The following is a 13,815-nucleotide window of genomic DNA, read 5'->3' as shown; positions in this document are numbered from 1 at the left end:
TCAAAGTCCCAGACAATCACTGATGTCATAAAGCCCTGCCGGCTGGTCCGCCAGCCATTTGCAGGCGCGAACCGCCCCTTTCGAAAAGGTTTCGCGACTGGTGGCCGTATGGTTGAGCTCAATGAATTCGCCATCGTTGTAGAAGCCGACTGTATGACGCCCGACGACATCCCCGCCACGGATCGCCATGACACCGATCTCCTCTTTTGTCCTCTCGCCCGTCATGCCGTCGCGGCAGCTGACCCGTACCCTGTCGAGGTCGAGGCCGCGGCCGTTCGCGGCAAATTCGGCCAGCGTCAGCGCCGTACCGCTCGGTGCATCCTTTTTGAATCGGTGATGCTGCTCGACAATCTCGATATCGAAATCACCCAGTTTCTCGGCTGTCAACTGTACCAGTTTTTTCAACAATGCGATACCCGCGGACATGTTGGTGGCATAGAGGATTGGCATCGTTTCGCTGGCCTCTTCAAGCAACGCTTTCTGGGCATCATCGAGACCCGTCGTTCCGATGACAAGCGGACGCGGACGATCCATTGCCGCTCTCAGCAACGCTTCGGTCGCCTCCGGAACGGTAAAATCGATGGCTGCTTCACAACTGTCGAGAAAAATTTTCGCATCGTTGGTCACGACCGATCCTTCCGGCGCATGAAAATCGATACGGTCACGCTCGCACAACGCGGCGACTTCGGTTTCCGGATCATCCGAAAGATTTTTGACGAGCAGTTGACCGACCCGGCCGTTCGCCCCATAGACTCCGACTTTTAGCATAGATTCTCCCGATGTAGATGTTCAACGTAAGCGATCGCACCGATCGCGGCATTCGCGCCGTCACCGGCGGCACAGACAACCTGTTTGGGTGCCAGTACACGAAGATCGCCGGCTGCAAAAAGACCTTTCTCGCTGGTCTGCATGAGCAGGTCCACGACCACTTCACCATACTCGTTCACCTCGCAGAGAAAGGTGCCGTCCTCCTGTTTCAGAACACCGTTGTTGACATTGTTGCCGACAAAAATAAAGATGCCCGGTACAGGAAGATCGATGATCTCGTCCGTATCCCGTTTTTGAACTTTCAGTCCCTGCACGCCCATCGCGTCGCCATAGACTTCATCCGGCACGACATTGAGTACCAGTTCGATCTTTTCGTTCTCTTTGACGCGCCTGACCGTGGCGGGTGAGGCACGAAACTCGTCGCGCCGGTGCACGACATAGACTTTCGAGCAGATATTGGCCAGGTAGAGTGCCTCTTCGAGTGCCGTATCGCCGCCTCCGATAACGGCGACCTCCTTGCCCTTGTAGAAAAAGCCGTCGCAGGTGGCACAGGTGCTGACACCCCGCCCAAAAAATTCATCCTCTCCTTTGAAGCCGGCACGTTTTGGTGTACTTCCGGTACAGACGATGACACTTTTGGCCGTTTCGACGCTCCCGTCGCTCAACTCGATTTTGAAACAGAGTCCTTCCGGCCGGCTGACTCGGGTCACCTCGGCCATTTCATGCTTCAGACCGAAACGCATACACTGTTTCGGCCAATCCTGCATCAGTTCCATACCCGTCACCACCTCGGTAATCCCAGGATAGTTCTCGACCTCGCTGCTCTGGGTGATGGCACCGCCCGGCATGCCCTTTTCATACATGACGACATGTTCCAGACCGCCCCGTGTGGCATAGAGCCCTGCCGTCAATCCCGCCGGCCCTCCGCCGATAATCGCCAAATCCAACATCATTTTACCTCCAATAGATAGATCTTGCTTGCCTGTTTGTAGAGTCCGTTTTCGTTCTGTTTTTCAATCATAAAATAGCTCGGTACTTCCCGGATATGAAATCGATGGATGATTTTAAGCAGCGTATTCGTTCCTGCCGTCAGATAGATGATATTCTCTTTTCGCGCTTTGCGCTTTTGATACAGATCGATCGCCAGAACGCTGTTCTGTCTCGACAAAGGCTCCAGCGTCTTGTCGATCTCCCCCATATGCGAGCTGTAGACAACGACGATATACCGTTTTTTATCGGGCTCGAACAGTTTTGATTTAGTATAGAGTATCGTCTCTTTGAAATTGATAAATTTGTATTGGGAATATTTGTAGTTGAAATAGCCGAAAGCGAGTGCGATCATCGCCGCCCCGAAAAAGGAGGCGAACACATAGGAAAAGGAGAAAAGGGATTTTCTCCTTCCTTGATGCATGGTAGTGGAAAATCAGCCGAGAAGTGCGTCGAGTTTTTCGGCAAATGCCTGCTTGGAAGCGGCACCGACCATTTGGTCAACAACCTGACCGTCTTTGAAAAAGAGGATGCTCGGAATGGAACGGATACCAAATTTGATCGCAAGATCCTGCTCTTCGTCCGTATTGACTTTCGCGATTTTCGCTTTGCCTTCATACTCTTCGGCAAGTTCTTCGATAACCGGTGCGATCATGCGGCACGGTCCACACCACGGTGCCCAGAAATCGACCAGTGTTACACCCTCTTTGACTGTTTCGTCAAAATTGCTGCCTGTCAGTTCAATATATTTGCCCATTACGGAACTCCTTGAGAAAATTAATGGTTAGATTATAGCGGGTATAACTTTAAATTTTTTTGTTATCAGACATTAACCCATTTCGTAAAATATTTATCCCCGGAAGTCGTCGCGAAGAGACCCCCGGGCGGTTACAAAGAGAGCTTTCTGTCACATCGTAATATTCTGTACCCACTCACACCTGTGCCCCTTGACAATCAGGGCGTCGAGCTGATAGGGACAATCAGGGCGATGCTGTTTGAGATAGACATCAATCGAACGTTGAAGCTTGGCAAGTTTGGCCGGTGTGATGTTGTAAATGGGTTCATACGTCGTACCGCTTTTGACTTCGACAAAGTGGATGACTCCCCCTTTTTGTGCAACTATATCGATCTCGCCGAATCTTGAATAGACATTTCGTGCCAGAATGCGGCACCCTTCCTGTATCAAAAAGTTACAGGCAATCGTCTCGGCGGCATCTCCTTTGACGCGGCTCAAGCAGGCAATACCCCGACTTTGATCGATTTGAACACCGCCGTCAGGATCAGTTCGTCGCTTGCATCGCCAAAGAGAGAATTGATCTTCGACCCGGCATGGTGAAACGTGACGAAAAGAGTATTCCGACTGATTTTGTCGCTGAATTTGACGCGCAGCGGCGCACTTTCACCATATGCACTCTTCAGTACAACCCTCTCCGTATCGGGAAAACGACTCTTGTCTTCCTCGCTGGCGAGCAATAGATCTTCCCCATAACGACCGCTGAGTTTTTCGCTTCGATTCGTTTGTGCCGCATTGTTGTATTGCGGAAGGGTGCGGCCCGTAGTCAGGTAGAAGCCTTGCTCCACAGCACCCTTTTCGATCAGCTCTGCGATCATTCCTCTGGGCTGGTACTGATGATAGTGGTAGCGTCCGAGCCCATCCTCGGTCCGGAAGTCGAGAAGATGCAGAACCGGTGTATCCTCGATATAGACCGGCCACTGCAATCCCCGTTTGCGGTGACGTTTCAAACGCAGATAACTCGCACCGCTGAAACGGCGGTGCGCAACTTCCCGTACTTCGTTCCAGACATCTTCGCTGTTCTCGTAATCGTAGTCTCCGCCCATCGCATTGTCCAGCATCTTGATCACTTCCCAATCATCCGGCAGATCGCTCTGCACAAGCGGTTGTGAAAGATGCAGACGCCGCATCGCGTTGACGTAGACTCCCTCTTTCTCATAGGCCGATTTGACACCGATGACGATATCGGCCCGCTTGGCAATTTCGGTCATGAAAAGTTCCTGTACCATGATGAAGTCGAGCGTTTTCAACGCTTTGTCGATCTTGTTCTGGTTGGGATGGATATGCGCGATATCCTCTCCCATGTTGAGCAGTGCTTTGATCTTCCCTTCCAGCATCGCATCGACGAGTTGTGGGGTCATGAGTCCGACTTTTTTCGGTGTCTGATAGTCGGGATCGTAATAGGGCAGGCATCCCATGTCGCAGGCACCCTGCACATTGTTCTGTCCGCGCAGGGGCATCAAGCCGGCGCCGGTTTTGCCGATATTTCCCGTCAGCAGTGCCAGGTGGGTGATCGCCATGACCGCGTAACTGCCGTCGAGATGTTCCGTCACACCGAGACCCCAGAAAATCATCGACTTTTTCAGGGCATACTCCCGCGCGATCACCGGTATCTTCGTAGCCAGATGCTCGTACCCCGGAATGGAGCGGAAAAAGATCGGGTCGGCATAGGGATCGTTCATGATCGCTTCGCGGTACATCTCGAATCCCGTCGTCCGCGATTCGATGAATTTCCTGTCGTACAGCTCCTCCTCGATGATAACGCGCGCCATCATGTTGAGCACCAGCAGATTGGCTTCGTGCGGAATGATCGCCTTGTGCTTCGCATACTTCATCATTTTGATGTCGCGCACGTCGATCACGGCGACATTGTCGTGCAGACGTGCGGCATCGATGATGCGGTTGGCGACGATCGGATGCGCCTCGGTCGTATTGGATCCGATAATCAGAATGAATTCGGTTTCATAGATATCGTTGTACGGGTTGGTGGCGGCACCTTCGCCAATCGTGGCGCGCATCCCCTTGAGACTGGGAGAGTGGCAGACGCGTGCGCAGTTGTCGACATGGGGGGAGTTCATCGAATCGCGTGTAAACTTCTGGAACAGATAGGCACTCTCGCAGCTCGTCCGGGCCCCGCCGATCGCACAGAAACTCTCGTCACCGTGGGTTTCGCGTATCTCGCTCAGCTTCATCGCCGCCGCCTTGACAGCACTGCCGAGATCGGTCGTGAACCACTGCTCGTCGAGCGGCCTCAGAGTCGAATCAATCTCGGCTTTGATATGGGGATTGTTCTCCAAAAAACGTTTGGCGATACGGGGTTCACGTATTCTGGCTTCGGAGTCGATAAAGTCAAAACCGTATTTGCCTTTGATGCAGAGTTTGCCCTGACTCACATACCCATCTTTGTCGGCATAGATTTTATGGACACGGTTCTGCTTTACCTGTGCAACGATGTCACACCCGACACCGCAGTAGGTGCAGACACTTTCAATCTCTTTGAACTGCAAGGTTTTCCCCTTTCTGAGTTACGATGCTCAATACTCTGTGACCGGATCCATCTCCGTTGCAGTATGCAGGAATTTTCGAGATGGCCCTAATCTTCTATCCGTATCATTACCGGCCTCTCTTTGACACTGTCAAGCCTGAATAGATCTTTGAGGGCATCCTGCATCGCACGTTCTTTACATGCGTGAGTAGAAAGCAGAAGCGTCGCCGCATCCCCACGAGCCGGCTTTTGAAGCATTGTCTCGATCGAGATGTTCTGCTCACCCATCACCTGGGAGACTTTCGCCAGAACACCGGGTCTGTCGGCAACTTTCAGACGAAGATAGTATTTGGTGACAACGGCATCCCGTTCGAGTAGTACCAGTCCGCTTTCGAGCGGGCGCTTGAAACCGAGCATCGGCGAAGATTTTCCTCCGCGTGCGATCGCGATAATATCACTGATAACGGCGCTCGCCGTAGCGTCGCCGCCTGCGCCAGGACCATAGTACATCGTTTCGCCCACTTTGTCGCCGATCACACTGATTCCATTCATAACACCGTCGACTTTGGCGATCATCTGTCTCTGGGGAACCAATGCAGGGTGTACCCGAAGCTCCACATAGTCACCGACTTTTTTGGCAATGCCAAGCAGTTTGAGTGTATAACCGAACTCTTTCGCAAAACTGATATCATCCTGCGTTACACTTTCGATCCCTTCGATCAGAATATCTTCCGGTTTCGTCTCGATGCCATAGGCGATCGAAGCGAGAATAAGCAGTTTGTGTGCCGCATCGAAACCTCCGATATCAAACGTAGGATCCGCTTCTGCATATCCCAGGGCCTGTGCCTCTTTCAGTACCGGCGTGAAATCAGCCCCTTCATTCATCATCTTGGTCAGTATATAGTTGGCCGTACCGTTGATGATCCCCTTGATCGACTCGATATGGTTGGCGCTCAATCCTTCGCGCAATGCCTTGATAATCGGAATACCGCCCGCCACACTCGCTTCGAACTCGAAAGGCAATTCCCCTGCGACCTCCTGCAGTTCATAACGGTGATACGCCAGAAGGGCTTTGTTCGCCGTGACGACCGCCTTGCCGTTTTGCAACGCTTTTTTGACGACCGCGTAGGGTTCTTCGACACCACCCATCAACTCGACAATGATGTCGATCTCAGGATCGTCAAGCACGTCGTCGACATTGTCGGTCAGTGGAATATCGATGGTGCGCTGACGCGACAGATCGCGTACGACACCCTTTTTGACAACAATCTCTTTCCCGGCTCTGGCGCAGATGATATCGCGATTGGATTCGAGAATTTCGGCGACACTCGTCCCGACCGTTCCTACTCCGATAATACCTATCCGGATCATGCACCACTCCGTTGCGCATGGAATGAACAATGACTGGTGAATAGTGAATACTTATGGATGGTCACTTCGTTCCCTTCTTGTCGAAAATTTATTCGGATTTGAGTTCTTTCAGGTACTTCTTGATGTTCCGGGCCGCCTGCCTGATTCGTTTTTCGTTTTCTATCAGAGCGATGCGGACGTACTGGTCGCCATATTCACCGAAACCGATACCGGGGCTGACGGCCACCTTCGCTTCGGTCAGAAGTTTTTTGGAAAATTCGAGGCTCCCCAGATGGAGTGCCCCTTTCGGGAGTTTGGCCCAGACAAACATGGTCGCCTGCGGTTTTTCGATCTCCCATCCCGCTTTGCCGAAAGCATCGATGAGTACATCGCGGCGTTTGCGATATTTCTCGATCGTATTTTGCACCTCGTATTCGAGTTCGTTGAGCGCGATCGTTGCCGCGACCTGTATCGGCGTGAACATCCCGTAGTCGAGCCAGCTCTTTATCTTCTGTACCGCTCCCACCATTTTGCGATTGCCCACGATAAATCCGACACGCCAACCCGCCATATTGTAGCTTTTGGAGAGTGTGAAGCTCTCCACTGCCACATCTTTCGCACCCTCCACACTGAGTATCGAGGGGGTTTTGTATCCGTCAAACGTGATATCCGCATAGGCGATGTCACTGATGATGTAGAAACGCTCCTTTTTCGCCATATCGACCAGCCGCTCGTAAAAAGCGGGGGTCACGGTCGCTGTACTGGGATTGTGGGGGAAGTTGACGACGATATATTTGGGACGCGGCACCGACTCTATCAGAGCTTTCCTGAGATTGATGAAGAAGAGATCTTCGTCCACTTCGTAGTGTTCGTTGAAAACGAGCTCCATCTTGCGAACCGCACCACCCGCCAGCATGAAAGCGTAGGAGTGGATCGGATAGGTCGGATCGGGAACGACCGCCGTATCACCCGGATTCGTGATCGCCTGAACGAGGTGGACATACCCCTCTTTGCTCCCCATCGTCGCGACCGCTTCGGTTTCGGGATCGAGTGCGACGCCGTATCGACGTTCGTACCAGTTGCAGATCGCCAGGCGGAGTTTGTAGATGCCTTTGCTTGCCGAGTAGCCGTGTGTTTTCGGCTTTTTCGCCGATTCGATCAGCTTCTCGATAATTTTTTCAGACGGCGGGCCGTCGGGATTGCCCATACTGAAGTCGATGACATCCTCACCGGCGCGTCTCGCAGCCATTTTGAGATCATTCACTTCGGCAAAAACATATTTCGGCAATCGCTTCAGCTTTTCAAATTCTATCTCGTCAAACATCGCTTTTGTCTACCTTTTGGAACCGTCACCTCGCGCCCTGGGCGTTCAGTTTCAGTCCGCTACGAAGATTCTCCAGTGTAAAACGATCACTGATTTTCACATAGGCGGCGTCACCAGGCAGCCGAAGCCGCATAAAACGGGTGCGCGTATCGTTCTGTCGCATGGATAAAATATGCAGCATTTTATCATAAACCACGACATCGGCATGCCAGTGGCTTCCCGGCAATTCCCGAATCGTCAACTTTCTGATATGGGAAACATCGATCCAGACAGGCCGCACCGGACGAACAATCTTTCTCACATCTCCCGCTTCCATTGGCAGAGCACTCATATCTGCTTCGTTCAGATCGACACGATAGCGCCAGAGAGCGGCATCGATTCGTTCGATATCTGCTACTTTGGCATCTCGTTTTTTGAGACGCTCGGCAATCAGAACCGGATCGGGTACACTGCTTGACACGAAACCGACCCGCCAGACAAAACCGTTTTCATCGAACGATGCACGTTTTGTCAAAACCGAAGAGAGTCCGAGACTGCGCAACGTGTCGGCAATCAATTTCATGAAAAAGAGAGGATTTTCACCTTCGTATTCGAAGATCAGGCCGATCTCTTCATTCTCTCCCAAAGAGAGACGAAGCAAGCCGTTCTCTTCAAGTACCGTAGCGATTTTGACCATATCGTAATCCGGGCCGGCCCGGAAAGCCGTTTCATCCTCAAAGAGGAGAGCGATCAGTTTTTTGTGGGAATCGTAGTCGGACGGATCCATCAGCAAAGAGACACGCTCGAGCAGGCTGTCGGCATACAACCCGACAGCCAGCAGTAGAATCAGACATGCTTTTTTTACCAACCTTTTCCTCCGTTCAGGCGCCTGAATTCACTTTCTGCAATCTCTTTCACCATACCGTCATCGATAAGAAAATAGTGCTTTTTGGCATCGTTGAATTTAAAAAGGTTGCCAAATGCATCACTGATCTCGAAACGCCCATGACCCGTAACGATCAGTTTTTTCCCACGTGATTCGATTTCGTAGGGTGCATCCGACACTTTTGCAAGCCGTTTTTTCGTTTTGAGATCGATGATACCGAACCAAAGTTTGATAACCGGTGTCAACGCCACATCTTCAAGCGGCACATAGGGCTCGGGTTCCGCTTTTTCTTTGGCAGGTTGGGCGACCCCCTGTTCCGCTGCCTTGGCTGCCGGTTCCTGTGTCATATTCGACTCGGCCGGAGAAGCGATACTCTTTTCCATCGCAGCTCCCCGATCTTCGGGTGTGAGATCGCTTTCGTGCTTTTCCGCCTTTTGGACGGGTGTGATATTTTTCGTCGTCACTGCGATCCGAGACTCGGCTTCTTTCTGCGATGGAGATGCGAACTCCTTCTGAAAAAGATAGAACCCCAGCAGCAGAACCATCGCGACCAATCCCGCTACGATCCACTTTCTGGAGCTCCCCTCTTCCTGATGATCCTCCCGCTGGAAGATCGGTTCGGAGATCTCGGATGGCAACTCTTCAAACCATGCATCCATTTCCCGTTTCAGATCATCGAAACTCTCGTTGAATTCCCGTTCCAAAATCCTGATGAATCCGTACGCCTGCGGCCGCGTAAAGCCTTCGAAATTTCCGTTTTTCAGTTTTTCAAGGTTTTTTCTTGAAATTTTGGTCCGGTTGACTACAACCTCGATCGAATATTTTTCCAGTATCGTCTCAAACATCTCTCATCCTGTAGATTAGTATCGCCGCTGCGGCACTGACATTCAACGAGTCGAAAGGCCTGGCCATTTCGATTGTGACAACTCTGTCGACCTTTTCCATGGCCCGTTTCGGGATGCCGCTTCCCTCGCTTCCAAGAACCAGTACACGCCTGGGAGCCATCTCGATCGCCTCGATGGAATCCCCCTCCATACCGGCACCATACAGTGTATACCCCCACTGTTTCAATTCGTTGAGCAGATCCAACAGATTCGGAACAACCGCAACCGGAAGATCGAACATCGCCCCTGCACTTGTACGCACGACTGCTTCGCTCTGCAACTGTTTGATACCGCTGACAATCACACCATCGGCTCCCAACGCATACGCCGTCCGAATGATCGCCCCGATATTGCCCACATCGGTCAATCCGGCCAACACCACCAGAAAATCGCTCTCTTTCAGTTGACCGGTATCGACATAACGATAGGGTCTGATCTCACAGAGCCACCCCTGGTGATTTCCGCCCCTGGCCAGAGCCTGTGCTTTTTTGGCATCGACACGCTCAATCGGTTTTCCGGTTTGTCGAATCGTTGCAAACTCTCTCTTACCGACCTCTTTGGCCAATATGAACCGTTCAATCAGTTCCGGATGGCGATCAATCAGAAATCTGCAAATCTGTTTGCCGTAGACTATCATGGATAGATTCTATCGAAAGTATTATTAAAAGTGGTAAGAACCCATCTCAAACATCTCTATAGGCGGGAATGGTACGGTCCTCCTATTTTGGTTTTCCGCCTACCCGTCACTTTTCAAAAGCATCTCATAACACTCTTTGACACTTTTCCCTGTCGCCTTGGCGAGAAGTTTCGCCTTTTGCCGCGGTGGAAGATCGAGTCTCTCGATATCGTCGGCGGAGATCTCCGACACGCCGGCAGCCGACGGTGCCGCTTCGAGAATGACAACCCATTCACCTTTGAGCAGCGGACCGGTGATTTCGGACTTCAACATGGCTGCCGTTCCTTTGAAGAAACGTTCATGTTTTTTCGTGATCTCCTTGGCAGCGAAAAGGGGACGGTCGGGAACGGTGCGCTCCAGCTCGTCGAGGAGTCTTTGCAGACGGTGGGGCGCTTCATAGAGGATGACGGGAAAACGCTCGTGCAGAAGTGCCTGTAACGCATATTCGCGTGCCTTCCCTTTGTGCGGCAAAAAACCGTAAAAAATGAAATGCGGCGAGAGAAAGCCGCTGGCCGCATAGGCCGTGGAAAAAGCCGAAGGGCCCGGCAAAACGGTGTAGTCGATACCATGCTCCTGGCAATAGGCGACCAGCAACGCACCCGGATCGCTGATACACGGCATGCCCGCATCGCTCATGTAGACGACATTCCGATCGAAAAAAGATGGATCAAACGACTGCAGTGTTTCGGATTCGTTGTGACTGTGGAGTGAAATGAATGTTCGGATATGGTGCCGAAGCCCGTGGCGTTCGACAAGAAGATGAAGAAGTTTTTTGGCGATACGCGTATCTTCGCAGAGAAGAATCTCCGCCTCTTCCAAAACCCGCAGCGCACGAAACGATATGTCTTCGATGTTGCCGATCGGGGTTGGAAGGAGTGTAAGCAGTTATTTGCCCAGTTTGTATTTGTTTTTAAATTTCTCGACACGTCCTGTCGCGTCGACGATCTTTTCAGAACCTGTAAAGAACGGATGGCATGCATTGCAGATATCGATGCGCATTTCCGGCTTGTTGGAGAGTACGGTAAAACTGTTTCCGCATGCACAACTTACGTGGCATTCGACATACTCTGGATGGATCCCTTTTTTCATAACTGTTTCCTTGTGTATTGATTTGGCGTCACATACAACAGCGGTCCGGAAATTTGCGGAACCGCTGCTACATAGGGGGAGGGATGCAATTATACTTGAATTAGAAAAAAAATGCAAACATCTGTATAAGTCCACACCGTATCGATCGCGCGTTTCCACATATAATCTTTTCCGTCCAATGGACGATATGGTTGTTAACAGGACAATTTTTACAGGAGTTCACAATGCGAAAAGGATTTACGCTTATTGAATTGATCTTCGTGATCATCATCATCGGTATTTTGGCCGGTGTGGCACTGCCGAAATACAAGGGAATGAAAGACAATGCCGAAGTGACGAACGTCTTCAAAGTGGTTCAGGATGCCATCTCGTCCGTTCCGCCTGCCTACCTCAACCTCGAGGATTTGAATGGTTCGGAAGCCAACATTACCGATATTTTCGAAGTGCGCGGTTCACCCTACTGGACTGTCAACAGCAACTACAACAGTACCGGCTACTCGGCATGGCAGTACAACAATCCGTCCAAAAACGATCTGAACGCGACGATCACGATCAACAACGGAACCACCCCCGCCCAGCTTTACGCCGAGATTACGGTTGTCAACGATGCCAACAATCTCAAATATCAAAAACTGCGCCGACTGGTAACGGGCAACACCGGTACGTTCAACGGCACCTATGCCGTTACGATCGATCTGCAATAAACCGATGCGCGGCTTCACCCTTATCGAGCTGATCTTCGTCATTCTTTTGATAGGGGTGTTGAGTGCCGTCGCTATTCCGAAATTTTCCGGAATGCGTGACAACGCAAAAGTCACTTCCGAACTCTCAACAGCTGCCTCAGTCCAAACCGCCATCGATGCATGCCACGGCGAATGGATCATCAACGAAGGGAATTTTCGATGCGGCAAGGATATCGATCCTTCCGATCCTTCCGACTTCAATGCCAGCAGCGGATACCCTCTGCGACTCGGTTCCGGCGACACGACACCGCTCGACCGTATTCTGAAAAACGGTTCCAATGTCAAATGGGTACGGGAGAGTAGCGGGCACTACAGGGGGCCGGCATCCAACAATGGAGTCAAACGGCAGCTTCGGGGCAAGCCAGATTTTGACGACTACTGGGTCTACGAGAGTGCGACAGGCGAATTCAGGTTGGTCGAAAACAATGAATAGCCCATTTACATTTCCGTAATTTTTTTGATAATCCAGAAACCAAAAGCGAGAATCACCGCACTGAAAACGGCAATCGCGATCGTTCCGATCTCACTCTCCATTGACACTCCTTTTTTTCGTGAAGCGTGATTCCTCAATCGGATTTTTCATTTCACACGATTCACAAATCCCCTTCTTTACATACCCATCGCTTCCGCCATGCTCCACATCGGCAGAAAAATTCCAAGTGCGAGAACCAGTACAAAACCGGCAATTGCGGCAATCAGAATCGGTTCGATCATCGAAGCGACATTGTCGACAATGTATTGATACCGGTTCTGATAATACCGGGTAACCTTTTCGAGCATCGTCGTCAACGCCCCTCCCTGTTCACCGGCTTTGATCATCTGGGTTATCATGTTTTTGAACATATTGCTCTCTTCGAAACCGCTGTAGAGTGGCCGTCCCTCTTCAATCGCCCGTTTGACACCGGAGAGACGTTCCCGCATATAGGCATTGTCCACAACACCCACAGCCGCATCGAGTGCATCGGTAATCGGAATACCCGAATGGAGAAGAACGTTGAAGATATAGACGAAGCGGCCGATCATCGCATAGTGTGTGACTTTGCCGACGATGTAGACCCGCAGAAGCCACTCATCGGTTTTTAGGCGGACACGGTCATATTTTTTGTATAGATAGGAAAATCCCGTAGCCATGAGAAATGCGCCAACGAGTATATAGGGACCGTAGTAGACAAGCGCATGTTCTATCCATATCAGAAACTGTGTCGGATAGGGAAGTTCCGCCCCGCTCTCGGCAAACAGTTCCTGAAACTGCGGGATAACCATCAGAATGACAACAGTGAACGCGACAAGCATGGCGAAGATGGTGAAGAGCGGATAGCGGGTCGCACGAATCAGCTGGCGACGGTTTTCCTGAATCTGTTCCAAAATATCCGCCAGTTTGATAATCGATTCCGAGAGTGTACCCGTCTGCTCTCCGAGATGGAACATCGAAAGCGAAAGATTTCCGAGCTGTCTCCCATACGGCTCGACCGCTTCACTGAGACTGATACCGCTCTCGACATCGGCCAGAACATTCTTCAGAATCGACCGGAGCATCTCATCGTCGGTCGAACGTACCGCCTCCTCGATCGCCTGGTTGATCGGAATACCCGCATCTAGCATAACAGCAATCTGACGAAGGGCCGCGATATAGGGTTCCTGGGCGATCCGCCTGTTTTTCACCGGAGAACGAAATGTTTCGATCCATTTTTCCATGACGATGGAGAGAGGTTTGGAAACCTCCTTCACCGAAAGCATCACTCCCAGCGTCCGCTGCTGAAAAAGTTTGATCGCATCGATTTTCGACGAGGCTTCCAGCACAATGGAGTCACGCCGTTTTCCGTTGCGGTAGTCGATTCGGAAGTAACGCAT

The 13,815-nt window shown here is 51.3% G+C and carries 16 protein-coding genes; 2 read left to right on the top strand and 14 right to left on the bottom strand.

Annotated elements, in window-relative coordinates:
* The 13 genes from dapB to rpmE all read right to left on the bottom strand — a co-directional run bounded on the left by dapB (window position 1) and on the right by rpmE (window position 11,221).
* Window positions 1–768: a 4-hydroxy-tetrahydrodipicolinate reductase gene (gene dapB, locus Q1K24_RS01525; RefSeq protein WP_300364921.1), complete on the bottom strand. Its 768-nt coding sequence runs from the start codon at window positions 766–768 to the stop codon at window positions 1–3.
* Window positions 762–1,718: a thioredoxin-disulfide reductase gene (gene trxB / locus Q1K24_RS01520; protein WP_300364919.1), complete on the bottom strand. Its 957-nt coding sequence runs from the start codon at window positions 1,716–1,718 to the stop codon at window positions 762–764. The genes dapB and trxB overlap by 7 nt, the downstream gene beginning before the upstream one ends.
* Window positions 1,718–2,110 (bottom strand): hypothetical protein, encoded by a 393-nt coding sequence (locus tag Q1K24_RS01515; RefSeq protein ID WP_300364917.1) that lies wholly within the window; start codon window positions 2,108–2,110, stop codon window positions 1,718–1,720. Before Q1K24_RS01515 ends, trxB begins: the two co-directional genes overlap by 1 nt.
* Window positions 2,111–2,191: 81 nt before the next feature.
* Complete coding sequence (gene trxA, locus Q1K24_RS01510) at window positions 2,192–2,512, bottom strand: thioredoxin (RefSeq protein WP_300364915.1); 321 nt, start codon at window positions 2,510–2,512, stop codon at window positions 2,192–2,194.
* Between the two features lie 150 nt (window positions 2,513–2,662).
* Entirely contained in the window at window positions 2,663–2,989 is a 327-nt protein-coding gene (locus tag Q1K24_RS01505; protein WP_300364913.1) for a YraN family protein, read from the bottom strand.
* Window positions 2,986–5,055, bottom strand: a complete 2,070-nt coding sequence (locus Q1K24_RS01500) for a molybdopterin-dependent oxidoreductase (RefSeq protein WP_300364911.1) — start codon at window positions 5,053–5,055, stop codon at window positions 2,986–2,988. The genes Q1K24_RS01505 and Q1K24_RS01500 overlap by 4 nt, the downstream gene beginning before the upstream one ends.
* An 86-nt stretch (window positions 5,056–5,141) precedes the next feature.
* Entirely contained in the window at window positions 5,142–6,404 is a 1,263-nt protein-coding gene (locus tag Q1K24_RS01495) for a homoserine dehydrogenase (protein WP_300364909.1), read from the bottom strand.
* A gap of 88 nt (window positions 6,405–6,492) precedes the next feature.
* Window positions 6,493–7,707 carry an LL-diaminopimelate aminotransferase gene (locus Q1K24_RS01490; protein ID WP_300364907.1) on the bottom strand — a complete coding sequence of 405 codons (1,215 nt, stop codon included), beginning with the start codon at window positions 7,705–7,707 and terminating at the stop codon, window positions 6,493–6,495.
* Window positions 7,708–7,732: 25 nt separating this feature from the next.
* Window positions 7,733–8,554, bottom strand: a complete 822-nt coding sequence (locus Q1K24_RS01485; RefSeq protein ID WP_300364905.1) for a hypothetical protein — start codon at window positions 8,552–8,554, stop codon at window positions 7,733–7,735.
* Window positions 8,548–9,417, bottom strand: a complete 870-nt coding sequence (locus Q1K24_RS01480) for a hypothetical protein (protein WP_300364904.1) — start codon at window positions 9,415–9,417, stop codon at window positions 8,548–8,550. Before Q1K24_RS01480 ends, Q1K24_RS01485 begins: the two co-directional genes overlap by 7 nt.
* Complete coding sequence (gene rlmB / locus Q1K24_RS01475) at window positions 9,410–10,093, bottom strand: 23S rRNA (guanosine(2251)-2'-O)-methyltransferase RlmB (RefSeq protein WP_300364902.1); 684 nt, start codon at window positions 10,091–10,093, stop codon at window positions 9,410–9,412. Before rlmB ends, Q1K24_RS01480 begins: the two co-directional genes overlap by 8 nt.
* 99 nt (window positions 10,094–10,192) lie before the next feature.
* On the bottom strand, window positions 10,193–11,017 hold the full coding sequence (rsmI, locus tag Q1K24_RS01470; protein ID WP_300364982.1) for a 16S rRNA (cytidine(1402)-2'-O)-methyltransferase: 825 nt from the start codon (window positions 11,015–11,017) through the stop codon (window positions 10,193–10,195).
* Complete coding sequence (rpmE, locus tag Q1K24_RS01465; protein ID WP_300364900.1) at window positions 11,018–11,221, bottom strand: 50S ribosomal protein L31; 204 nt, start codon at window positions 11,219–11,221, stop codon at window positions 11,018–11,020.
* 224 nt (window positions 11,222–11,445) lie between these two features.
* On the opposite strand from rpmE, the gene Q1K24_RS01460 reads away from it, so the two are divergent.
* Both Q1K24_RS01460 and Q1K24_RS01455 read left to right on the top strand, forming a co-directional pair.
* Window positions 11,446–11,925: a prepilin-type N-terminal cleavage/methylation domain-containing protein gene (locus Q1K24_RS01460; RefSeq protein ID WP_300364898.1), complete on the top strand. Its 480-nt coding sequence runs from the start codon at window positions 11,446–11,448 to the stop codon at window positions 11,923–11,925.
* The gene (locus Q1K24_RS01455; protein ID WP_300364896.1) at window positions 11,900–12,397 is read left to right on the top strand and encodes a type II secretion system protein; all 498 of its coding nucleotides are present in this window, start codon (window positions 11,900–11,902) and stop codon (window positions 12,395–12,397) included. The genes Q1K24_RS01460 and Q1K24_RS01455 overlap by 26 nt, the downstream gene beginning before the upstream one ends.
* A gap of 176 nt (window positions 12,398–12,573) precedes the next feature.
* Here the strand turns inward: Q1K24_RS01455 and Q1K24_RS01450 are convergent, their stop codons facing one another.
* The gene (locus Q1K24_RS01450; RefSeq protein ID WP_300364894.1) at window positions 12,574–13,815 is read right to left on the bottom strand and encodes a type II secretion system F family protein; all 1,242 of its coding nucleotides are present in this window, start codon (window positions 13,813–13,815) and stop codon (window positions 12,574–12,576) included.

Source organism: Hydrogenimonas sp., assembly GCF_029932565.1.
GTDB lineage: Bacteria > Campylobacterota > Campylobacteria > Campylobacterales > Hydrogenimonadaceae > Hydrogenimonas.
The sequence above is the reverse complement of the archived record's forward strand: the minus strand, read 5'-3'. Positions and strand labels throughout refer to the sequence as shown.

Bases quoted from the DNA above. Each gene is read 5' to 3' on its own strand.
- dapB (WP_300364921.1), bottom strand. From the start codon at position 768: ATGCTAAAAGTCGGAGTCTATGGGGCGAACGGCCGGGTCGGTCAACTG.
- trxB (WP_300364919.1), bottom strand. From the start codon at position 1,718: ATGTTGGATTTGGCGATTATCGGCGGAGGGCCGGCGGGATTGACGGCA.
- Q1K24_RS01515 (WP_300364917.1), bottom strand. From the start codon at position 2,110: ATGATCGCACTCGCTTTCGGCTATTTCAACTACAAATATTCCCAATAC.
- trxA (WP_300364915.1), bottom strand. From the start codon at position 2,512: ATGGGCAAATATATTGAACTGACAGGCAGCAATTTTGACGAAACAGTC.
- Q1K24_RS01495 (WP_300364909.1), bottom strand. From the start codon at position 6,404: ATGATCCGGATAGGTATTATCGGAGTAGGAACGGTCGGGACGAGTGTC.
- Q1K24_RS01490 (WP_300364907.1), bottom strand. From the start codon at position 7,707: ATGTTTGACGAGATAGAATTTGAAAAGCTGAAGCGATTGCCGAAATAT.
- Q1K24_RS01480 (WP_300364904.1), bottom strand. From the start codon at position 9,417: ATGTTTGAGACGATACTGGAAAAATATTCGATCGAGGTTGTAGTCAAC.
- rlmB (WP_300364902.1), bottom strand. From the start codon at position 10,093: ATGATAGTCTACGGCAAACAGATTTGCAGATTTCTGATTGATCGCCAT.
- rpmE (WP_300364900.1), bottom strand. From the start codon at position 11,221: ATGAAAAAAGGGATCCATCCAGAGTATGTCGAATGCCACGTAAGTTGT.
- Q1K24_RS01460 (WP_300364898.1), top strand. From the start codon at position 11,446: ATGCGAAAAGGATTTACGCTTATTGAATTGATCTTCGTGATCATCATC.
- Q1K24_RS01455 (WP_300364896.1), top strand. From the start codon at position 11,900: ATGCCGTTACGATCGATCTGCAATAAACCGATGCGCGGCTTCACCCTT.
- Q1K24_RS01450 (WP_300364894.1), bottom strand. From the start codon at position 13,815: ATGCGTTACTTCCGAATCGACTACCGCAACGGAAAACGGCGTGACTCC.